This is a genomic window from Kitasatospora sp. NPDC127067, assembly GCF_042724755.1.
Taxonomy (GTDB): Bacteria; Actinomycetota; Actinomycetes; order Streptomycetales; family Streptomycetaceae; genus Kitasatospora; species Kitasatospora lactacystinica.
Genome location: NZ_JBHXEM010000018.1, coordinates 23,011 through 44,975, shown reverse-complemented (window position 1 = coordinate 44,975; position 21,965 = coordinate 23,011). Strand labels below are relative to the sequence as shown.

Sequence of the window (21,965 nt, the reverse complement as noted above, 5' to 3'; positions counted from 1 at the left end):
CCGGGAGGCCCCTTTGCCAGGTCGGACGGCGTCGGCCAGGATGGGATCTGTCAGTGATCCGCGCTCACCATGCGCCGTACCCCACCCTGAGGTGAGCACCATGCCCCTCAGCCCAGCCGTCGACTCCCCCGTCCGTCCGGCGGACGCACGTCGACACCGCTCCGCCCGGCCGACCCGGATACCCGGCGGCAACCCCGTGCTCGCGGCCCGCTTCGCCGTCCCCCCGGTTCCGGGGACCTTCGTGCACCGGCCGCGGCTGGCCGAGCGCCTCGGCGACGGTCTCCGGACGTCCCTCCTGCTGGTGAACGCCCCGGCGGGGGCCGGAAAGACCCTGCTCGTCGCCGACTGGCTGGCCACGACGCGGCTGCGCGGTTCCGCGGTCTGGCTCACCGCGGAGCGGGAGGACAACGCGCCGGGCGTCTTCTGGGCCTACCTGCTGGAAGCCTTCCGGCACCACGGCGTCGCCCTGCCGGACGACATCGGCTCTCCCGCCCGGGCCGACGAGGTCGATCACGCGCTGCTGGCCCGGCTGGCCGCCCACCTGAGCCGCCGCGAGGCTCCCGTGGTCCTCGTCCTCGACGAGTTCGAACACGTGTCGTCCGCCGAGGTGGCGTCCGGACTCCACTTCCTGCTCGGCCACGCGGGCCAGGGGCTGCGGCTGGTCCTGATCGGCCGCACGGAGCCGCGCCTGCCGCTCCACCGCTACCGCGCCTCCGGCTGCGCCACCGAGATCCGGGCCGCCGACCTGGCCTTCCGCCCGCGGGAGACCGCCGCGCTGATGCGGCGGCACGGCCTCGCCCTCTCCGCCGGAACCGTCCGGACGCTGACCGAGCGGACCGGTGGCTGGGCCGCCGGTCTGCGACTGTCCGCCCTCGCCGCCCAGGGCGCCGCCGACCCCGAGGCGTACCTGAGGGAGTTCGAGGCCTGCCGCAGCACGGTCGCGGACTTCCTGCTCGCCGAGGTCCTCGACACCCAGCCCGCCGAGACCCAGGACCTCCTCCTGCGCACGAGCGTCCTGGAGCAGATCCACCCCGAGCTGGCCGACGCCCTGACCGGCCGGCCGGACGGCGCGCGGATCCTCGCCGACCTCGCGCGCGCCGACACCTTCGTCGAACCCGTCGGCCACTCCTGGTACCGCTGCCACCCGTTGTTCGCCGAGATCCTGCGCGTCCAGCTGGCGGCACGCAGCCCGGGGCTGGACCGGGCGCTCCACCGCAGGGCGGCCCGCTGGCTCACCGCGGCCGGGCACCTGACCGACGGGCTGGTGCACGCCGCCGCGGCCGGTGACTGGGAGTTCGCCGCGACGCAGGTCGTCGACCGGCTGGCCATCGGACGGCTGTTCACCGGCCGCGACGCGGACCGGCTCGACCGCCTGTTCGCCGACATGGCGCCCGACGCCCGGGGGCCCGCCCCGGAACTGGTCCGGGCGGCCCGCGACCTCGCCCGCCACGACGTGGACCGCGGACTCGACCACCTCCGGCGCGCCGAGACGCTGCTGTCCGAACGCGGCGCCGAGGACGTTCCGACGGCCCTGCTCAGCGCGGCCCACCTCCGGGTGCTGGCGGGCCGACTGCTCGGCTCGGCCGACATGGCCCGGGCCGCCGCCGTCCAGGCCGCGCGCCTGGAGGAGGACGTCCCGCCGGGGCTGCTCGGCGAGCACCCGGAACTTCCCGCGCTCCGGCTGACCGACCTCGGATCCGCGCTGCTCTGGAAGGGCAGCCTCGACGCCGCCGTCGCGGCCCTGTCCGCCGCCGCCGCGGCGGCCGACGACCCCACCACGGCCTGTCCGCGCCACGAATCGCTCACCCGACTCGCCCTGATCGACGTGCTGCGGGGCAGGCCGGGGCCGGCGGAGGCCCACCTGCGGAAGGCGGGGGCCGAGGCCGAACGCTCCGGGCTGTCCCCGGAATCCCGCACGGGGGCCGGCCAGCTCGTGCTGGCCGCGCTCGCCGTCGACCGCGACGACCTGCCCACCGCGCGGGCGGCGATCGACCGGGCCGCCCGGTCGGCCGCGGCCGACCACGACCCGGCCGTCACCGCGGGAATCGCCATCGTCCGGGCGAGGACGCTGCTGGCCGAGGGCCGCCCCCGCGCGGCCCTCGACCTCCTCGGCGGGCTCGCGGACAGCGGTCCCGCCACCGACCCCCCGCCGCCCTGGGTGCGGGAGGCCGTGGCCGTGGCCGTCTCGGCCGGGCACCTCGCCGAAGGGGACCCGGCCGCCGCGCTGGAGGCGCTGGAGCGCAGTGGCGCGGACGGCCCGGAACACGCCGTCGCCACCGCCCGGGCGCACCTCGCCGCCGGGGAGAACCGAGGCGCCCTGCGGATCCTGGAGGCGGTCCCGGAGCGCGACGGCCACGGGCCCGCGATCACCGTACGGGTCCTGCTGGCCCGGTCCCAGGCGGCCTTCGCCCTCGGCGACGAGGCCGCGGCCCAGCGCCTGCTCGCCCGCGCCCTCGCGGTCGCCCGGCCGGAGCGGCTGCGCCGGCCGTTCCGGGACGCCGGGCCGTGGCTGCGGCACCTGCTGCACACCCGGCCCGAGCTGGCGGACTCCCACGGCTGGCTGCCCGCCGACCTCCTGCCCGGCCTCCCGGCCGGGGCGTCCGGGGACGCCGCCGCGACCGACGCCCTGGTCGAACCGCTGAGCGACCGCGAACTGGACGTCCTGAGACTGGCGGCACAGATGCTGTCCACGGAGGAGATCGCCGCCGGGCTGTTCCTCTCGGTGAACACCGTCAAGACGCACCTCAAGAGCATCAACCGGAAGCTCTCCGTCACCGGGCGCAACCGGGCCGTACGCCGGGCGCGCGAACTGGACCTGCTCTGACCTCGTGCCGCACCCGCGGCGGCCGGACCGCGCCTACCCCGCCCTGGTGCGCCGGTGCCTCCGGGCACGGAACCAGCGCCAGCCGACGGCCACCGCACTCGCCCCGAGCAGCAGAAGGAACACCGCGAGCCACGCGTGGCCGGCGACCCGGGCCCCGGTGAGCAGCACGAACAGCACCGCGCCCGCGGTCGCCAGGCACGCCAGCACGGTCCGCAGCGCCACCAGGAGCATGCCCGGGCGCAGGATCGACGAGGTCCTCCTCGCCTGGGCCGCCGTGGACGCCGTCAGCCCGAACCGGAGGAGGGCCCGGTCGGCGAGCTCGCCGGTGGCGCGGCAGTACATCTGTCCGCAGGCGGGCACCCACACGAACGGCACCACGGTTCCGACCAGGAGCAGCACGCCCAGGCCGGCCCAGCCGAGCCACTTGCGCACGGCCGAGCGCGCCGGGTCCTCGGGGGTCAACAGGCCGATCAGATAGGCCTGGCGGCGGACGACGGACGGCCAGGAGGCCTTGTCCCGCCCCCCGGTTCCGGCCCGCGCCGCCTTCCGCAGGGCCTCCTGCGCCTGCTCCACCGTCGGATGGACCCCCTGCACCACCAGGATCTGTGCCGCCGCATCGTCACCGCAGGGGTCGTGGCCGGCCAGGGCCGCGAGCTCCAGCACCATGCGCAGCTGGGCGAGCAGCGCGGCGACGAACGCGACCGGGAGCAGGAGCAGGAACGGGCCCCCGAGGAACGAGCCCTCCACCACGGTCCGGCGCACGCCCCGATCGATGATCTGCTCGGTGGGATCCTGCCGGGCCGTCCCCTCCTGCCCGGGTCCGCGCAGCGCCGCGGCCGTCTCGGCCGCCTGGGGGCCCAGGTAGTCGACCACGAAGGCCGCCAGCCGCTCGGGCATGTGGGAGGGATCCGCCCTGACCGTCCTCAGCAGTCGTCCCACCACGCCGGGCCGTCGTCGCCGCGCACTCTCCGATCCGCCCATCAGCCGCAGAATAACCCCGCCGGTGGGCGGCTGCCCCGGGGCCGGATCACCCGGCCCGGGTGATCGGGGACGAACCCGCGGCGCGTCCCGCCTCCCGGCCGTTTGACCTTGACACGGTGACAAGGTCTTCACTGCTGCCGAGGAGGTGGTCCTGATGGTCGGGGCGGAAGAGGACACGAACACCCTGCGGGCCCTGCGGGGTCTGGCGCACGACGACTCGTCGGTCCGGCTGCGGGCGGCGATGGCCGTCGGCAGCGACCCGCACCCGCGGTTCGTCGGCGGGCTCGTCGAACGGTGCGCGGTCGAGCCCGAGTTCACCGTGCGCGAGATGCTCACCTGGGCGCTCACCCGGCACGAGGCCGCGGTGACGGTCCCGCTGCTGCTCGACGAGGTGCGCGCGGACGGTGCCCAGGCGCGGAGCCAGGCCCTGCACACCCTCTCCAAGATCGGGGACCGGCGGGCCTGGCCGGCGATCACGCCGGCGCTGCTGGCCGACACCGACGAGGAGGTGGCCCGCAGCGCCTGGCGGGCCGCGGTCGTGCTCGTGCCCGAGGGTGGGGAACGCGAGTTGGCCGTAGTCTTGGCCGCTCAGCTCGGACGCGGCGGACGCGAGACGCGGTTGAGCCTCAGCCGGGCGCTGATCGCGCTCGGGGAGGCGATGCTGCCGGCACTGGACGCCGCGACGGCGGACCCCGACCCCCGGGTGCGGGCCCACGCGCTCGCCACGGAGCGGCTGTGGCGCGACCCGGACGCCGGATTCGAGTTCGCGATCGAGGAGGCGAAGCGCACGGCGGTCCTCGGCGAGGGCCGCCGGGAGGGACGGTAGGCAGTGTTGATCGGCGACGTCGCACGGCGCTCCGGGGTCAGCGCCCGCATGCTCAGGCACTACGAGGCGCTCGGGCTGGTGCGGCCGACGGACCGTACCGGCTCCGGCTACCGCCGGTACGCCGACGAGGACATCCGGCGGATCTTCCACATCGAGAGCCTGCGGTCGCTGGGCCTGTCGCTGCGCGACGTCGGGCGGGCCCTCGACGACCCCGGTTTCGCGCCCGCCGAACTCGTCGACGACCTCATCCGCCGCACGCGCGAACGCATCGCGGCGGAGACCGAGTTGCTCACCCGGCTGCGGCGGATCGACGCCGCGGAACCGGCCGGCTGGGAGGAGGTGCTCCAGGTCGTCGCGCTGCTCCAGGCCCTGGAGTCGAAGAGCCCGGGGGCGCGGCAGCGCGCCGCGCTGTCCGCGGGCGAGGACGTCGCGGTGCCGGTGGAGGCGCTGGTCGAGGCCGTGCTCGGCGAGTCGGACCCGAACGTCGCCGGGGCCCTCCGCTGGGCGCTGGCGCAGGCCGGCGGCGCCGGGGCGGCCCTGCTCGCGCAGGGTCTGGGCTCGCCCGCGGCCGAGGTGCGCGAACGTGCCGTGCGGTCCCTCGCCGAGCTGCCGGACGGCACCGCGACCGCGCTGCTGCGGGACGCCCTCGGCGGCCCCGACGTCGTGGTCCGCAGGTACGCGGCGCTGGCGCTCGGCGCCCGTGGCGTCGCCGACGCGGTCCCGACGCTCATCGACATGATCGTCGAGGCGGCGAACGACGCCGACGCGGCCGACACCCTGGGCGCGCTGGCGGACGACCCCGCGCTGGCGGACCGGATCGCCACCGGGCTGGTCGACCGGCTCGCCCTCGACGGCGTCGGACCGGACGCCCGCCGGAGGCTGGCCCAGGCGCTCGCGGACGTCCCGGGGAGCACGACGTCGCGCGCCCTCGCGGAGCTGACCCGGGACGAGGACCGTGCGGTCGCGCTGACCGCGACGTACATTCTCAAGCTGCGCGACACGCGGTAGTCGCGACCGCGATCGGGGGATCCGATCGGGGCAGGGGTGACCGGGGGTTCGAGGGTGGGGGTGGCGTGACAGGGGCCGGGCGGTTCCGTCGGCAGCGGCGGCTGTTCCTCTCGGTGGCGATCGACACGTTCGGCTCCGGCGTCTTCCTGCCGCTGTCGCTGCTGTTCTTCGTCACCGTCCAGCACTTCCCGGCGGCCGCGGCGGGCACCGCCGTGACGGTCGGGTCGATCGCGTCCTTCGCCGTCGTGCCGCTCTGCGGGCGGCTCGTCCAGGCGGCGGGGCCCAAGTCCTGTCTGCTCGTCAGCAACGTCCTGACCGCGCTCGGGTACGGCCTGTTCTTCGCCGCCGGGAACCTGCCCGCCGTGGCCGCCGTGAGTTTCCTCGTGACGGCTGCCGACCGCCTCTACGGGGCCGCCTGGCCCACGCTGGTGGCGCGGTTCGCGAAGCCGGCGGAGCTCACCGAGTGGTTCTCCGCGGTCACCGTGCTCAAGACCACCTCGCTGGGGGTCGGCACGCTGGGGGCGACCGCCCTGATGGCGCTCGCCGGCGGACACGGCCTGCAGGTCGCGCTCGCCCTGAACAGCGCGAGCTCCCTGCTCGCGGCCGTCCTCCTGCTCGGGGTCGCCGTGCCGGCCGCCGGGCGGCCCGCGCGCAGGGCAGCCAGGTCGAACACCCGGGCGGCGCTGCGCGACCGGCCCTTCATGTCCCTGGTCGCGTCCCAGACACTGCTGTCGGCGGCCTGGCTGATCCCGACGGTCGCCTTCCCCGTCTACCTGGTGGAGAGCCTCCACCAGGCCGCCTGGTGGCCGACCGTCGTGGTCGCCGTCCGCTACGCCACCGCCACCACCCTGCAGATGCGGATCAGCCGCCGGCTCTCCGGCTGGAGCCGCTCGCGGGTCCTGCGCCTGTCGATCGGCGCGGTGGCCGTCGCCATCGCCCTGACCGCGGCCGTCTCCACCGCCCCGCACGCCCTCCAGGGCCCGCTCGCCGTCCTGGTGGCGGCGGTCCTGGCCCTGGCCGAACTGGCCTCGAAGCCCACCGCGGCCGCGGCGGCGGTCGCCATGGCCCCCAAGGGCGACGAAGGCCCGTACATGTCCCTGTTCCAGCTGACCTGGACGGTGTCCTACGCGGTCGGGCCGGCCGTCATCGGCCTGGGCCTGCAGAATCCCCCGCTGCTCTGGACCGCACTGGCCCTCTGCGTGGCCGCCGCCGCCCTGGCCCACCGCCTCCGCACCCCACTGCGCCGCCCCGCGGTGCAACTCCCGCACGCCGCAAGCGATCTGCGGGAGGGGGCCGAAGTCCCGTAGAGCGGCGCCCACCCCTTCAACCATCCTGCCGCAGCGATCGGTCGGTGTCTCCGCACGCCGACTCCCCTACACCGCCCGGGGATCCGCACCAGCAGGCCGACCCTCCGGGGCCCGGCAGGTGTCAGCGCCGTACCGGCAGTTCGTCGACGAGCCCGTATGCGCGCAGCTGGTACGGGAACGCGGCCGGGCGGCGCCACTGGAGGTCGAGGCCGCAGGCGCCGAGGACGGCGCCGAAGGCGTGCCGCATCGCGTCCTGGACGGCGGTGCGGGCCCGGGCGGCCCGCTCCGCGGCGGGGGTGTCGCCGTCGGCGGCGGCGGACAGCCGGCGGGAGGGGTTCCAGCGGAGGTCGGCGACGCCGGTGGTGTCGTCCCCGTCCTCGACGGCCGGGCACGGCGTGAGGGTGATGCCGGGCGCGTGGAGGTGGTCGGCGACCGGCAGGCCGGCGAGCCCGGCGGTGCGGCGCACCGCGGCGACGACGTCCGCGCCGATGCCGAGGTCCTGCGGGCGGGAGCCGGCCGGGGCCGGGGCGGCGGCGTCCTGGCCGGTGGCCGGAGCGGGTCCGTCGGCCCGGCCGACCCTGGTCTCCCCGTCGAGCCGGCCGGCCACGACCTCGATGCCGAAGGCCGGCAGGAACTCGGCGAGCGCGTTCCGCATGGTGCTGCCGACGACCCGTCGGGCGGCGAACGCCGGCTGCTGGGGCTGTTCCATGGCCGCGGCGGCCGCCAGCCGGGGGCCGGGCTCCCAGTGCAGGGCGATCAGTCCGGCGCAGTCGTCGGAGTCGTCGTGCGGCCGGGCCGGACGCAGGTGGACGCCGGGCCCGTGTCCGCCGTACCCGACGGGCAGGCCGGCCAGCAGGAGCGCCTCGGTGACGCGGTCGGCGAGCACCGGGTCGGTCCGGTGCCCGCCCGGGGACGTGCGTTCCGCAGCCGTGTCCACGCCGTCCTCCTCCGGGCCCCGGGCGGCGGCCGACCGCCGGCGCCCCGAGCGTACGGCGTACCCGGACGGCCCGTCGGCGAATCCCGGAACCGGCCGCCGCGACGCGCCCGCCGGGAGGGCGGGCGCACCGGCGGTGTCCGTCCGGTCAGTTCCAGGGGTTGGCCGGCACCGGAGCCGCCCGCGCCCGAGCCCACGCCCGCGCCCGTACCGGACCGGCGCGCCACCACGGCGCCGACGCCCCCGTGACCGGCCCGCGGCGGTCCCGCCCGACCGGACGGCGGCTACAACCAGCCGCGCCGGGCGGTCTTCAGCCCGGCCTCGAAGCGGCTCGCCGCGTCGAGGCGCTCCATCAGGGCGGCCATCTGCCGCCGGACGGTCCGCACCGAGACGCCGAGCCGCTTGGCCGCCGCGTCGTCCGTGAGCCCGGTGGACAGCAGCCGCAGCAGTTCGCGCTCCCCGGCGGTCAGGCTCAGCGGGGCCACCCCGTCCCGGTCGTCGGCGATCGGGACGGCGGTCTCCCAGGTCTGTTCGAACAGGGCGACCAGGGACGCGACGATCCCCGGCTCGCTGGTGCACAGCGCGCCGGCCCGGGTGTTCTCCGGGTCGATCGGCACCACGGCCGTGCTCCGGTCGAAGACCAGCATCCGCGGCGGCAGCACCGGCGCGGTCCGCACCTCGCCGCCGAGGCCGGCCATCCAGCGGACGTAGTCGAGGGTCTCCGGGGCGTCGTGGATGCTGTCCTGGTAGATGGTGCGCAGGCTGACCCCGCGCCGCAGGGCGTCCTCGTCCAGCGGCCGGGACGCGGCCAGGCTGGCCGCGGACTGGGCGCCGCCGGGCATCACCGCCAGGACCTCGCTGGTCAGCCGGGAGGTCAGCACCTCCAGATTGTCCTGGATGGCGTCCAGGCCGAGCAGCCGCTCGCGGTCGCCCACCGGGTTGTCGGCCCGTACCTTCGCGTACTCCCCCAGGGCGCGCGCGACGGCGGCCTTGGAGGCGGCGACCTCCTGCTGCCGGCGCGCGAGTTCCTCCTCCTGACGGCGCAGCAGGATCTCCAGTCCGCGCTCCGGGCTGACCGGCCGCAGGGTGCCGGGCCGTTCCCGGGAGGCGCGCAGCAGGGTGAGGTCGGCGAGCCGGTCGAGGGCCGCGCGCACGGCGGCCTCGGGGAGGCCGAGCCGCTCGCAGAGTTCCGCGACCCCGCCCTCGGGGTCGGCGAGCATTTCCCGGTAGACGGCTTCCGCAGTGGCATCCAGCCCCAGCAGTTCCAGCACTTATCGACCCCTGATCCCCGTGGACGGTTCCGTATGCCCGGTCGGCCCGGGGCTGATCATTCCTTCGGCCGGAACGCCCTCGCAAGGGCATGATCCGGTCAACGCCCCACCCGGGCCGTCGACGCCAACGGCGTCACCCGCACCACCACCCGCAGCTACGACGCGGCCGGCCGCCGGGTGAAGATCTCGGTCACCGGCGGCACCGGCACCGCGGTCGCCGACACCGTGCTCGGCTACGACCCCGCCAACGGCGAGCTGACCTCCCTCAACAACGGCAGGGCCACCATCACCCAGGGCTACGACAGGCTCGGCCGCCAGGTCTCCTACGACGACGGCGCCGGCAACGTCACCACCACCGAGTACGACAGGCTCGACCGCCCGGTGAAGAAGTCCGACTCGGTGCCGTCCACCGTGACCTACGGCTACGACACCGCCAAGGACCCGCGCGGCCTGCCCACCTCGCTCACCGACTCGGTGGCCGGTACCTTCACCGCCGGCTACGACGTCGAGGGCCGGCTGGTCTCGCAGACCATGCCCGGCGGCAACACCCTCACCAGCAGCTACGACAGCCGGGGCATCCAGACCGGCAAGACCTACACCAACCAGGCCGGCACCGTCCTGCTGGCCGACACCGCCGACTACACCGTCCACGGACAGCAGGCCGGCCGCACCCAGTCCGACGGCAACAGCACCACCAGCGGCTACACCTACGACGCCACCGGCCGCCTCACCAAGGCCGCCGACAGCACCGGCCTGGCCTGCTCCACCCGGACCTACGCGTTCGACAGGAGCAGCAACCGGACCAACCGCACCAGCGTCACCGACGACTGCGACCCGGCCACCGCCGACGCCGTCACCCAGGCCGAGAACCACGGCTACGACACCGCCGACCGCCTCACCGACACCGGCTACGTGTACGACGCCTTCGGCCGCACCACCGCCCTGCCGAAGGGCACCCAGGTCGGCTACTACACCAACGACCTGGTCCGCACCGAGACCCTCGGCGACACCCGCAGGACCTGGGACCTGGACGCCTCCGGCCGCCTCGCGGTCGGCACCACGGAAACCAAGGGCACCGACGGCACCTGGACCGTCACCGCCCAGGACACCAAGCACTTCGACGGCGGCAACGACAGCCCGACCTGGTCCAAGGACGCGGCCGGCAGGCTGACCCGCAACGTCCTGGACCTGACCGGCCGGCTCACGGCCGCCACCGGCACCGACGGCGGCGCGGTCCTGCTGCTGACCAACCTGCACGGCGACGTCTCCGTCCAGATGTCCCCGGACGGCCAGGAGGACCTCGCGGTCTACCACTACGACGAGTACGGCAACACCGTCGACGCCACCGGCTCGACCGCGTACGGCTGGCTCGGCGGGGCGCAGCGAGAGGCGGACAGCCTCTCCGGCCTCACCCTGATGGGCGTGCGCCTGTACGACTCGACCACCGGCCGCTTCCTGCAGACCGACCCGGTCCTGGAGGGCTCGCCGAACGCCTACGGCTACCCGGTCGACCCGATCACCATGGACGACCTGACCGGTCTGAACTGGCGCAAGAAGTGGACCGCCTACTTCAGCCGGGCCGAGGGCAACACCATCGGCACCCTGCTCTACGTCTCCGGCAAGATCGCCCAGGGCATCTCGAAGATCCTGCGCAGGCTCCCGCACATCGTCGCCCGGGCCGCCGGCTACGTCCTGTGGGCGCTGTCCTACCTGATGAAGAGCATCGGCAAGAAGTTCATCAAGGCCGCCAACAAGCGCGGCAGCCACGGCGTGATCTTCACCTTCGGGATCTGGGACTCCAGCTGGTGGGGGGTGCCGGACCGTCCGATCTACCGCGTGAACCCGCGGTACTGAACCGGGAGGAGGACTCTCCGACGATCCACTGATGCAGGACAGGTAAGGCCGGGCCCGGGGGTGATCCCCCGGGCCCGGCCGCTTGTGCACATCGATGATCATCCCGGCGTAGGCTCTCGGCTGATCACAGGGGCAGAGAGGGAGACAATGGGCCAGAAGATCATCCGGTTCTCGGACCTGACCGGCCGGCACGCGGAGAACGACCGCGACCTGGTGCGGGTGGTGGTGCTCCAGCACCCCGACCTGACGGACGGTCCGGTAGAGATCGACGCGCTCGCCGGGGAGTTGGGCGAGGTGCGGGAGCTGACGCTCGACCTGGTCACGATCGAGCTGCACCACCCGGACCGGGCGGAGCCGCAGACGGTGGTGATGGAGGCCGAGACCTTCAACCGGCTGGCCTCGGCCGCGCCGATGGCCGAGGTGCTGCGCGGCGCCAGGCCGGCCGCCCGGGCCGCCGCCTCCGCGACGGCCCTCACCGGCAGCAAGGAGCGGGTCAACTACGCCAGCCTGGAACACGCCGGGCGGCCGCACAAGGGCCGCACCACCGACGCGGAGAAGCAGGTCGTCCAGCAGCACCTGGACGAGATCAACGAGCGGCTCGCCGCCGAGGGCGTCCGCACCATCGACCCGGACAACGCCGAGCACGTGACCCGCTACGGCCTGGACACCCTGGCCCGGGAGACCGGCGTGATGTTCGGCTGACCGGCCCCGCCCGCCGCGCGCTCCGTCGGGCGGGCGCTCCGTCGGGCCGGCCGGTCCGGGCACTCCCCGGACGGCTCCCCGTCGGGCCGGCCGCCCGCGGCCCGCCCCATGATCGGCCCCGCCGCCCGTTCCGGCGACCGCGGTGCGGCCGGGCGGGCGACCGCCGAGCAGGTGAATCGCCGCGACCGCCCCTCGTGTCGCCGACCGGCCCGGCACGGCGATCGGCTGGACTGCGCGCTATGCGTATTCCACACCGGACCGGACGGATCGTCTCGGTCCTGGCGCTGGTGGCGGGCTCACTGCTGAGCAGCAGCGTGCTGGCCCCACCGGCCCAGGCCGCGATCTCCTTCACCAAGAGCGTCGACAAGGCGACCGTCTCCCCGGGGGAGAACGTCACCTACACCCTGCGCTACACCTGCTCCATCACCGAGTGCACGGGCGGGAACATCCTCGACACCCTGCCCTCGAACATGCAGTTCCTCGGCTGGACGCCGGACCCGTCCTCGGTGGACGTCGCCGCCTCCACCGTGCCCGCCGCGGGCGCGATGGGCGGCACGATGGACATCCGGCTGAAGGACCTGAGTCCGGGCACCACCGCCACCGTCACGGTGACGATGAAGTACCCGAACTTCACCACCCCGAACGGCGCCACCTCCACCAACTCGGCCACCATGTCGGCCAACGGCGAGCCCTCGCAGACCGCCACCGCCGACACCGCCGTCCAGGTGCAGCCGCAGTACACGGTGACCAAGGGCGTCCAGACCTCCAGCAGTGACGGACGCACCGTCACCTACCAGTTCAGCGCCTGCGCCACCGACAACGTGCCCAACGTCGACCTGGACACCAGCCGGCTGCTGGACACCCTGCCGCCCGGCGCGGTGGTGGACACCGGCCGCTCGCCGGGCTGGTCGCCGGTGTCACCCGGCCCGAACACCTGGGGCTACGACATCGGCCCGTTCGTCTCCGGCAACGGGCGCGGCGGCTGCCGCATCCCCGGCGTCCTGGTCGTCAACTACCCGGAGGCCTCCTTCCCGGACGGAACGACCTCCGAGAACCTCGTGGCCCTGCACGGCGACCCGATCGGGCCGGACCCGGAGCGCCAGCTCGACACCGCGAACGCCACCACCAGCCCGTTCCAGCCGCCGGCCACCGGCGTGGTGGTGACCGCCAGCAAGGTCTGGCGCGACACCACCGTCAACGGCGACCTCAACTCCTTCAGCCTGTCGGCCACCAACACCGCCGGACCGGCCACCAGCCTCACCGTCACCGACCCCGGGGCCGGCAGCACCGACGGCATCTACAACTGGATCTTCCCGCAGTCCCTCCAGCTGGAGCCGTGGAACCCCACCAGCATCCTGCTGACCCTGCAGTACCGCCTCAACGGCGACCCCACCTGGCAGACCTTCACCCCGGGCACCCCGTTCAACGGCTCCGACACCCGCCGGATCACCTTCGAACCGGGCGCGGGCGACCCGGCCAACGACGTGCTCGGCATCCCGGCCGGGCGCTGGCTGGACGGCCTCCGGTTCACCTGGAACGGCCCGATCCCCACCGGCTGGAGCCCGGGCAACGCGGTGCAGCTGGTCACCCAGGTCGCCACCCCCGGCCACGACGGACGCCAGGCCCCCGAGCCGCTGACCAACTGCGTGGACACCACCGCCACCGACGGCACCAACAACGCCTCGGCCAACGCCTGCGCGCAGACCACCATCACCCAGGCCACCAACCTCGGCGCGGCCAAGACCACCGTCGCCGGCGAGCTGTCCGCCCCCGGCGGCCGGGCGACCTTCCAGGTCATCCCGTACAACCGCAGCGCCCGCGACCTGGACCGGCCGCTGGTGCTCTACGACGTGCTGCCGGCCGGCGTCGTCTACATCGACAGCTCGGCCCGGCCCGACCCCAACTACCCGGACGCCAAGGCCCCTTCGTCGATCACCGTGACCCCCGGCCCGGACGGCCGGCAGATCCTGCGGATGGAGTGGCCGGCCGGCGCGCCGGACATGACGTACCTGCACGACCAGCTGGCCTACCGGATGCTCTTCGACGTCCAGGTCGCCAACAGCATCCGCTCCGGTGACCTCACCAACGACGTCTACGTCACCGTGGACCAGCCCACCGCCCCCGTCGCCTGCATGTTCTCCGGCTCCGACAGCGGCAGCACCCCGGACGTGCTCGACCTCAACGGCAACGGCAACACCACCGAACTGCTCTGCCACGCCTCCTCGCAGATCCGGGTGGACGCGCCGTCGGTGCTGCGCTCGTACAAGGAGGTCAAGGGCGACCTGGACTCCGACTACGTGAGCATCGGCACCGCCACCCCCGGCGGCCAGATCTCCTACCGGATGACCGTGCGCAACGACTCCCCCGACCCGGTCACCGACTTCATCGCCTACGACAGGCTCCCCACCCCGGGCGACAACTACGTGCTCACCCAGGACGCCCCGCGCGGCAGCGCCTGGACCCCGTCGCTCAGCCAGCCGATCACCAGCAGCGACCCGACCGTGCTGATCGAGTACACCACCGACCCCAACCCCTGCGTGGAGCCCGTCGTCGTCAACCGCACCGGCTGCAACAGCGCGGCGGTCTGGAGCACCACCTTCCCCGGCCCCGGGACGGCCACCTGGTTCCGCATCCACCGCCCCGGCACCATGGCCTCCGGCGAGTCCTTCACCCTGACCTGGCCGATGGTCGCCTCCTACGACGCGCCGGAGGGCGAGTACGCCTGGAACAGCTTCGCGTACACCGCCACCGACGCGGCCGGCCGCCAGCTGCTGCCGGCCGAGCCCGCCAAGGTCGGCGTCGCGGTCAAGCGGGTCACACCCTCCAACAACGCGCTGGGCGACTTCGTCTGGCAGGACAAGGACGGCTCCGGCGTCCAGAAGCCCGGTGACACCGGGATCGCCGGGGTCACCGTGCACCTGCTGGACGGCAACGGCCAGCCGGTGCGGGACAAGGACGGCAAGCCGGTCACCGCGGTGACCGACGCCACCGGCCACTACCTGTTCGACAACCTGCCGGACGGCAGCTACGCGGTCCGGTTCGACCTGGCCACCCTGCCCAAGGGCGCCACCGTCACCAAGCAGCACGCCGGCACCGACCCGGCCAAGGACTCGGACGCCGACCCGGCCACCGGCCTCACCCAGACCGTCACCCTCAGCGGCGGACAGCGCGACCTCGACCTCGACATGGGCGTGATCCTCCAGACCACCTCCCCCTCGCCGTCGCCCTCGCCGACCTCCTCGCCCTCGCCGACCTCCTCGCCGACCTCCTCGCCCTCGCCGACCTCCTCGCCCACGCCGTCGCCGAGCCCGAGCCCGAGTTCGTCGCCGTCCCACTCGCCGTCCCACTCGCCGAGCCCGACGGCCACCGCCACCCACACGCACACCCACACCCACGTCCCGAGCCCGTCGGAGAGCGGCGAACTGCCGCACACCGGCGGCTCCTCCCCCGACACCCTCGTCGCAGCACTCGGCGCCATCGCCCTCCTCGGCGGCGGCACCCTCTGCTTCGTCGCCTACCGCCGACCGGGCCGGCACGGCTGACGCCCACCCGGACCCCGCTGAACGCCAGTGGCGCCGCCCCGTCGAGGGCGGCGCCACTGGCGCGTTCGGGAGCGGGCCCGGCGGCCCTAATCCAGTTGGGACAGCGCGTCGGTGACCAGCTTGGTGGCGAAGTCGTCGCCGTTGCCGGAGATCCGGTTGATGTACTCCGCGAGCAGGACGGCCGTCGCCTCCAGGGGGTTCATCTCCTCCTTGGTCCACGGTCCGTACTGGGCGCGCCACAGGTTGGGGCTCAGCCCGGTGCCGGCGGCGATCAGCAGGCCGGCCATGGTGGGGATCACCTCCGGGCTGAAGGTCCTCGGCATCATGCGCATGGTGGCCACCAGGCTGGGGATCGCGTGTTCGAGCACGTCCTCCTCGTGCTTCTCGAAGGCCGAGCGCAGCCAGTTCATGTACATGTAGACGAGCGTGCAGGCGCCTTCCACCAGCGCCTCGGCCTCGTCGGGGCCGAAGGACGCGGTGAGCTGCTCGACCATCCGCTGGTGCTCGGGGCCCGTCCCGGACTTGCCTTCGTAGACGGACCTGAGCCGGGAGTCGATCACCATGAGCGCTGCGCTCACATCGCCGACGGGAGCGTGTTGGGGGTCGCAGGACGACACAGGACTCCTTCTGGAACGGCCACGGCCGGGACGGCCGGTCGGTTCGTAGGGTAGGCGACCGATCGGACGGGATCCGCCGGATCCGGCCGGGGGCGCCCTCGGGTGACGGTGCGCGAGTGCCGTCCCGGGCGGACCGGGGCGGCACGGCGGCGGTGGGACGGGCCCTGTCCCCCGCCCCCGTCACCCGGCAGCAGCGTCTCACCCGTCAAGGTGACACTCCGGAAGCCGAATTGACGACGACGGGTGGCGGGCGGCCGGCCGCGGTCCGCGACGACCCCGGGCCGGCGGGCGACACGCCCGGCGTCACACGGCCGTCACGTTCCCGCTGGATACTCGGAAGGCCCACTGCCCGCGCCCCGTACGACGGAGGACCACCGCAGATGACCGCCGGCCCCGACCGCCCCGCCTTCCTCCTGGTCCACGGCGCCTGGCACGGCGCCTGGTGCTGGGACGCGGTGCGCACCGCCCTCGCCGCCGACGGGTGGCGCACCCACACCGTGGACCTGCCCAGCTCCGCCCACCCCGATGCCGCCCACCGCGACGGCTCCCACCCCGACGCCGCCCGCCCGGCGGGCCTGCTGGAGGACGCCGACGCGATCCGCGACCGCCTGCGGCGGATCGACGGCCCGGTGGTGACGGTCGCCCACTCCTACGGCGGCGCCCCCACCACCGAAGCCATCGCGGGCGCCGCCAACGTGGTGCGGGCGGTCTACCTCGCCGCCTTCCAACTGGACGTCGGCGAAAGCGTGTTCTCCTTCCTCGGGGCTCCCGTTCCGGAGGACGACACGGGCCGCACCCCGCCGAACGCCGACGCCCGCCGCCTGCACTACACCGACGTGCCCGCCGCCGAGGCCGACCGCGCCCTGGCCCGGCTGACCCCGCAGAGCGTCCGGTCCTTCACCCAGCCGGTGACCACGGCGGGCTGGCGCACCGTGCCGTCCAGCTACATCGTGTGCGAGCACGACCGGGCCCTCGAACCGTCACGGCAGCGCGAGCTCGCCGCCCGCGCCGACACCGTCCACCGGCTGCCCAGCAGCCACGCCCCGTTCCTGTCCATGCCCGGGGAGCTCGCCACCCTGCTGGGGCGGATCGCCGGATCGGCCGCTCCGCAGGGTGCCGACGTCCGGAGTGACGAGGGGCGTTGACGGCGGGCGGGCGGCCCGACCGGCTCCGGGCCGCCCTGCCCGCCCCGCCCGCCCCGCCCCACGGTCTTCGGCGCGGGTCAGCCGGCTTCCGTGCGCGGCTCCAGCCGGGTGCCGCTGCGAAGGGTGATCGACATCAGGTCGCTGGGGGCGTCGAGCTCCAACCGGTGCCAGCGGCCCCGGGGCACGATCGCGGCGGTGCCCGCCGCCAGCCGCACCACGGACTCGGCGTCGCCGGGCTCGACGGGGCGGAGGTGGAGGCGCACGGCGCCGGCCAGGCAGCAGACCGCCTCCTCCGCCTCGGGGTGCATCTCCCAGTGATCGGCGTGGACGTCGGCGTCGCTCTCCACGTGGAAGGTCGCGATCTGCCAGACCCCGGCGTCGCCGGCGGCCATCCGGCGCCCGGCCGCCCGGACGTCGCCGTCGGGGTGGATGTGCAGGGCCGAGGCGAACAGGTCCACGGCCGCGAGCGGGGTGGTCGTCATGAGCGGGTTCCTTCCAGTCGGTTCTCTGCGGGGGTGAGCGGGGCGGGGCTCCCTGACGCCTGCGGCCGCCGCCGGGGCAGCACACCGATCGCCACCAGCGCGGCGAGGGCGAAGAGCCCGGCGGTGACGGCCAGTCCGGTGGCGTAGCCGGAGTTGAGGGCCGCCGGGTCGGTGGCGCCGCCGGAGCGGTGGGCGGCGACGGTGGCCAGGGCGGCCAGGCCGACGCAGCCGCCGAGCTGGCGGGAGCTGTTGAGCAGGCCGGAGGCCGTCCCGGCCTCGTGGGCGGCCACGCCGGTGGTCCCGGCGGCGGCGACCGGGGCCAGGACCAGCCCGGTGCCGATGCTGGTGACCAGGGACGGGCCGAGGACGTCGGTGAGGAAGCCGCCGTCCGGGCTGATCAGCGCGAACCAGGCCAGGCCCGCGGTGGCCAGCACCGCCCCGGGCACCAGGGCGGCCCGGGGAGTGCGGCGCGCGACGACGCGCGTGGCGAGCACGGTGCCCGCGACCAGTCCGGCCGAGAAGGGCAGGAAGGCGAGGCCGGTGGCGGCGGCGCCCAGGCCCAGCACCTGCTGGAGGTAGAGCGAGACGAAGTAGAAGGCCGCGAACTGCCCGGCGGCGGCCAGGAACACCAGGACGTTGGCACCGGCCACCCAGCGGCTGCGCAGCAGGCCCGGGCGGAGCAGCGGTGCGGAGGTCCTGGCCTCGGTGACGGCGAAGGCGGTCAGCAGGGCGAGCGCGGCGGCGAGCGTCCCCAGGGTGGCCGGGGAGCCCCACCCCCGGACGTCGGTGCGGACGACACCGAACACCAGCAGCCCGACCCCGGCGGTCGCGAGGACGGCGCCGAGCACGTCCGGCCGCTCCCGCCGTACGGGCGGCGCCTGGGCCGCTCCCGCCTCCTCGGCGGGACCACCGGCCGGCAGCAGCGCGAGCGCCGTCGCCACGATCGGCAGGTTGACCAGCATGACCCAGCGCCAGCTCGCGTACTCGGTCAGCAGTCCGCCCGCCAGCACGCCCAGTGCCCCGCCCGCGGCGTTGGCCGCGCTCCACACGCCGAGCGCGCGCACCCGGCGGGGGCCTTCGGTGAACGTGGTGGTGAGCATCGCGAGCGCGGCCGGGGCCGCCGCCGCGGCGCCCGCGCCCTGTCCGGCGCGGGCGGCGACCAGCTGCCAGGGCGACTGGGCCAGTCCGCCCGCCAGCGAGCAGAGGCCGAACACGGCCAGGCCCAGCAGGAGCAGTCGCCGCCGGCCGTACAGGTCGCAGGCGCGGCCGCCGAGCAGCAGGAGCCCGCCGAAGGTGAGCGCGTAGACGTGCACGACCCAGGAGAGGTCCAGCGGCGCGAATCCCAGGTCGGCCCGGATCGCGGGCAGGGCGACGTTGACCACCGACATGTCCAGGGCGAAGACGAACTGGGCGACCGTCACCGCCGCCAGCACCCGGCCGGGGCGCCCTCGTAAGTTTTTGTACATGTATAGAAAGTAGTCCCGGGCGACCCCCACTGTCGAGCCCCGGGTGATGATGGGGGCATGCAGCAGCCCTCCGCCCAGCCGCCCGCCGCCCCGCAGCCCGCCGGATCGCAGCCGACCGGACCGCAGCCCGCCGGGGCGCCCGCCGCCCCGCGGCCCGGCACGCGGCGCAAGGCCACCGGCCGGCCGCCCCGGATCACCCGGGAGGAGGTCGTCACCACGGCGCGCCGGATCGTGGACGAGGAGGGCGTCGAGCGGCTGACCATGCGCCGCCTGGCCACCGACATCGGCAGCACGCCGATGGCGCTCTACCACCACGTCCGCGACAAGGAGGAGCTGCTCGTCCTGCTGCTGGACGACTACGCCGCGCGGACACTGCGACCGACCGAACCGCCGGCCGACCCGCGCGAACGGGTCGTCACCGCGGCGGCCGCCATCCACGAGGCGCTCGCCGCCTGCCCGTGGATCGTCGAGGTCCTGACCGGGGACAGCCTGATGTCCGCCCACTCCCTGTGGTTCGTCGAGCAGATCGTCGACGGCCTGGTCACCTGCGGCCTCTCACCGGAACGGGCCGTCCAGGGCTACCGCGCGATCTGGTACTACACCGCCGGCGAGATCATGGTCCGCGCCACGGCCACCCGCCGCCGGCCCGCCGACGACCGCCCCACCCACCGCCAGCAGGTCTTCGCCGACCTCGACCCGGAGCGACTCCCCCGCCTGGCCGGACTCGCGGACCGCTGGGCACCGCTCACCGCCCAGGACACCTACCGGGACGGCCTCGACGCCCTGGTGGACGGCCTGCTCGCGGCCCGCTGAACGGGCGGACGCCCCCACCGGAGACAGCCGCGCGGCGCGCCGGCCGACGGAGCGCCACGCAAAGGGCGCCGGCCGGCGGGGATCCCCCACCGACCGGCGCCCACCCTGCGGACGGAACCCCGACTCCGCCCATTTCCGGGGCCGTTGATCCCGTCAACTCCCGAAGAAGCCGAGCGCCCCCGCCGCGCAGACCCCGCCGGCCCCCATGAACACCGGGGTCAGCACCTTCAGCTCCACCCAGCTTCCGGCCCGGAACCGCATGCCCTTCGGCGGCCCGATCGGGTACCAGCGCCGCCGCCCGATCGGGATCGGCCACAGCACCGGACAGCCCGAGACGGTCAGCGCGTCACCCAGGCAGTGCACCAGCGCGCCGAGCGCGATCGGCAGCCCGATCCACAGGTACTGCTGCCCAGGCTCCTCGAACAGCCACTGCGAGCCGTTGCCGGGCTTGTCGAGGACCTCCGCGAGCATCCACGCGCTGGCCGCCCCCAGCAGCCACACCAGGACGTCGCTGGAGACCCGGGCCTGCCGCCACAGCAGACCCTCGATCGCCAGCACCATGTGCACGAACAGCACCACCAGCACACCCCAGCGGCCGCCGAACACGGCCACCGCCGCGGCGCCCGCCCCGCACAGCACCGCCCAGAGCCAGGTGTGCGTCAGCGTCCGGTGCCCGCCCGAGCGCCTCGGGTCGCCCTTGCCCCGGGTGGCCTTGTACACCGCGTACGAGAGGTTGTCGATCACCTCGCACAGCGCCCGGGACACCGGCCCGAACGCCCGGGATATCGTCGCCGCCTTGTGGTCCAGGTCCGGCGCCAGCGCCGCCCCCGCGCAGATCAGCGCCCCCGCGAGCAGGACCGGCCAGGGCATCGGCTCCCCCATCCCGGCCGCCACCGCGCCCACCCCCAGCCATGCGGCCGCACCCGACAGCGAATGCGCCGGTCCCATCATGTCCGTACACCACCGATCCTCATCAGCTCGGCCCTCACCGCGAGGACCTGACGTCACGGCAGCCTATCCGTCCAAGATCACCGACCCCGCCCCTCGCCCCCGGCCCGCTCCTCCCCTTCCTTCCCCCCGATCCGGCCGGGCGGCCCCCACCCGCTCCGCCCCGCCGGACCCTCCGGCGCCCCGCGGATCAGGCCAGGGCCTTCTCCAGCGCGGCGAGGTAGCTGCGCATCATGTGGTCGCGGATGCCCTCGCCGTCCGGCGAGAACGCCGCCGCGCCCAGGCCCTTGGCCCGGTCGGTCAGCCCGGGGACCAGCCCGACCTTCTCCGTGACGCGGCCCGAGGAGTCGATGTGGCGCAGCGCCTGGACATGGGTGAAGGCGGGCTCCGGGGGCAGCTCGGGGACGATGTCGTTGCCGTGCACGAAACGGTAGGTGCGGCCCCGCAGGCCCTTGTCGTACGCGGCGGCGAGCAGCCGGTCGCAGGTCCGGGGCTGGCCGAAGGTGTAGACGCCGTCGGCCGCCAGGCTCGGGTCCTCCAGGTCGAGCCTGGCGGCGACGAGCATGGCCAGGGCGCCGCCGAGGCTGTGCCCGGTGAACCAGACCGTCTGATTGTCGGTCCGCAGATCGGAGACGGCCTTGGCGACGTCCGGGTAGATCGATTCGAGGGCCTCGGCGAAGCCGTAGTGGACATAGCCCGTCCCGGCGGGGCCGGGCCAGGGCGGGGTGGTGGCGTCGGTGAGCCAGTCACGGATCCGCGCGGGCTCGGTACCGCGGAACGCGGTGACGATCATGTCGTCGCCGGCCATGGTGCAGGCCTGGGTGTCCTGGAGCGGGAACGGCGGGGTGAAGCGCGTCCGGTGGTGACGCACGGCATCGAAGCCCCAGGCATGGGCGTGCTCCTCGATCACGGCCTCGTCCTTGTAGGCGAGTTCCGCGGCCTTCGCCAGCCAGTAGGCGTGCGGGAGGCTGTAGCCGGTGGCCTGCTGGTCGAAGTCGGTGGGTACGGCCATGGGGGGCACTCCTGTCGGGTCGTCGGACGGAACGGCGGATCGGCCCCCAGGCCCCGACCGGCATCCGCCGCCGGGTACGCACCGCAGCGCCCTGGTGACCAGGAGTGACGCTACCCCGCACGCAGTTCGTGAGCGACCGGGCCACGCCCTCGCCCCCAGCCGCCGGGCGACCGCGGCACAACACCCACCCCGGCCAAGCCCGCCCCGCCGCGCCCCACCAAGCACCGGCACAG

The 21,965-nt window shown here is 74.8% G+C and carries 17 protein-coding genes; 9 read left to right on the top strand and 8 right to left on the bottom strand.

Going from position 1 to position 21,965, the window contains the following annotated elements; genetic code table 11:
- The first annotated feature begins 100 nt into the window (after positions 1–100).
- Entirely contained in the window at positions 101–2,824 is a 2,724-nt protein-coding gene (locus ACFWJ4_RS10645) for a LuxR C-terminal-related transcriptional regulator (RefSeq protein ID WP_380541709.1), read from the top strand.
- A gap of 33 nt (positions 2,825–2,857) precedes the next feature.
- Here the strand turns inward: ACFWJ4_RS10645 and ACFWJ4_RS10640 are convergent, their stop codons facing one another.
- On the bottom strand, positions 2,858–3,721 hold the full coding sequence (locus ACFWJ4_RS10640) for a hypothetical protein (RefSeq protein ID WP_380541706.1): 864 nt from the start codon (positions 3,719–3,721) through the stop codon (positions 2,858–2,860).
- 238 nt (positions 3,722–3,959) lie between these two features.
- Between ACFWJ4_RS10640 and ACFWJ4_RS10635 the strand changes: the two genes are divergently transcribed.
- The 3 genes from ACFWJ4_RS10635 (at position 3,960) to ACFWJ4_RS10625 (ending at position 6,946) form a co-directional block, all read left to right on the top strand.
- Positions 3,960–4,631, top strand: coding sequence for a HEAT repeat domain-containing protein (locus ACFWJ4_RS10635; protein ID WP_380541703.1), 672 nt, complete (start codon positions 3,960–3,962; stop codon positions 4,629–4,631).
- A 3-nt stretch (positions 4,632–4,634) separates the two neighbouring features.
- Positions 4,635–5,639, top strand: a complete 1,005-nt coding sequence (locus tag ACFWJ4_RS10630; RefSeq protein ID WP_380541700.1) for a HEAT repeat domain-containing protein — start codon at positions 4,635–4,637, stop codon at positions 5,637–5,639.
- 65 nt (positions 5,640–5,704) lie between these two features.
- Positions 5,705–6,946, top strand: a complete 1,242-nt coding sequence (locus ACFWJ4_RS10625) for an MFS transporter (protein ID WP_380541697.1) — start codon at positions 5,705–5,707, stop codon at positions 6,944–6,946.
- A gap of 121 nt (positions 6,947–7,067) precedes the next feature.
- Here the strand turns inward: ACFWJ4_RS10625 and ACFWJ4_RS10620 are convergent, their stop codons facing one another.
- A complete protein-coding gene (locus ACFWJ4_RS10620) occupies positions 7,068–7,883 on the bottom strand; it encodes a hypothetical protein (RefSeq protein WP_380541694.1) in 816 nt (271 codons plus the stop codon).
- Between the two features lie 281 nt (positions 7,884–8,164).
- Positions 8,165–9,151, bottom strand: a complete 987-nt coding sequence (locus tag ACFWJ4_RS10615; protein ID WP_380541692.1) for a LuxR C-terminal-related transcriptional regulator — start codon at positions 9,149–9,151, stop codon at positions 8,165–8,167.
- A gap of 177 nt (positions 9,152–9,328) precedes the next feature.
- Between ACFWJ4_RS10615 and ACFWJ4_RS10610 the strand changes: the two genes are divergently transcribed.
- From ACFWJ4_RS10610 to ACFWJ4_RS10600, 3 genes are all read left to right on the top strand, one after another.
- Positions 9,329–11,005: an RHS repeat-associated core domain-containing protein gene (locus ACFWJ4_RS10610; RefSeq protein WP_380541689.1), complete on the top strand. Its 1,677-nt coding sequence runs from the start codon at positions 9,329–9,331 to the stop codon at positions 11,003–11,005.
- Positions 11,006–11,152: 147 nt separating this feature from the next.
- Positions 11,153–11,707, top strand: coding sequence for a hypothetical protein (locus tag ACFWJ4_RS10605; protein WP_380541686.1), 555 nt, complete (start codon positions 11,153–11,155; stop codon positions 11,705–11,707).
- Positions 11,708–11,946: 239 nt separating this feature from the next.
- Positions 11,947–15,249, top strand: coding sequence for an SdrD B-like domain-containing protein (locus ACFWJ4_RS10600; RefSeq protein ID WP_380541683.1), 3,303 nt, complete (start codon positions 11,947–11,949; stop codon positions 15,247–15,249).
- 86 nt (positions 15,250–15,335) lie between these two features.
- Here the strand turns inward: ACFWJ4_RS10600 and ACFWJ4_RS10595 are convergent, their stop codons facing one another.
- Positions 15,336–15,812 carry a hypothetical protein gene (locus ACFWJ4_RS10595; RefSeq protein WP_380541811.1) on the bottom strand — a complete coding sequence of 159 codons (477 nt, stop codon included), beginning with the start codon at positions 15,810–15,812 and terminating at the stop codon, positions 15,336–15,338.
- A gap of 434 nt (positions 15,813–16,246) precedes the next feature.
- Here ACFWJ4_RS10595 and ACFWJ4_RS10590 point away from each other — a divergent pair, with 434 nt between their 5' ends.
- Positions 16,247–17,011: an alpha/beta fold hydrolase gene (locus ACFWJ4_RS10590; protein WP_380541681.1), complete on the top strand. Its 765-nt coding sequence runs from the start codon at positions 16,247–16,249 to the stop codon at positions 17,009–17,011.
- A 77-nt stretch (positions 17,012–17,088) separates the two neighbouring features.
- On the opposite strand, the gene ACFWJ4_RS10585 is transcribed toward ACFWJ4_RS10590, so the two are convergent.
- Entirely contained in the window at positions 17,089–17,493 is a 405-nt protein-coding gene (locus tag ACFWJ4_RS10585; protein ID WP_359898292.1) for a cupin, read from the bottom strand.
- Positions 17,490–18,959 (bottom strand): MFS transporter, encoded by a 1,470-nt coding sequence (locus tag ACFWJ4_RS10580; protein WP_380541678.1) that lies wholly within the window; start codon positions 18,957–18,959, stop codon positions 17,490–17,492. The genes ACFWJ4_RS10585 and ACFWJ4_RS10580 overlap by 4 nt, the downstream gene beginning before the upstream one ends.
- Before the next feature lie 192 nt (positions 18,960–19,151).
- Here ACFWJ4_RS10580 and ACFWJ4_RS10575 point away from each other — a divergent pair, with 192 nt between their 5' ends.
- Complete coding sequence (locus ACFWJ4_RS10575; RefSeq protein WP_380541808.1) at positions 19,152–19,772, top strand: TetR/AcrR family transcriptional regulator; 621 nt, start codon at positions 19,152–19,154, stop codon at positions 19,770–19,772.
- Positions 19,773–19,925: 153 nt separating this feature from the next.
- Here ACFWJ4_RS10575 and ACFWJ4_RS10570 read toward each other — a convergent pair whose 3' ends face one another.
- Together ACFWJ4_RS10570 and ACFWJ4_RS10565 are read right to left on the bottom strand one after the other, a co-directional pair.
- A complete protein-coding gene (locus ACFWJ4_RS10570; protein WP_380541675.1) occupies positions 19,926–20,723 on the bottom strand; it encodes a metal-dependent hydrolase in 798 nt (265 codons plus the stop codon).
- A 187-nt stretch (positions 20,724–20,910) separates the two neighbouring features.
- Complete coding sequence (locus tag ACFWJ4_RS10565) at positions 20,911–21,732, bottom strand: lipase family protein (protein WP_380541672.1); 822 nt, start codon at positions 21,730–21,732, stop codon at positions 20,911–20,913.
- Positions 21,733–21,965: the final 233 nt, after the last annotated feature.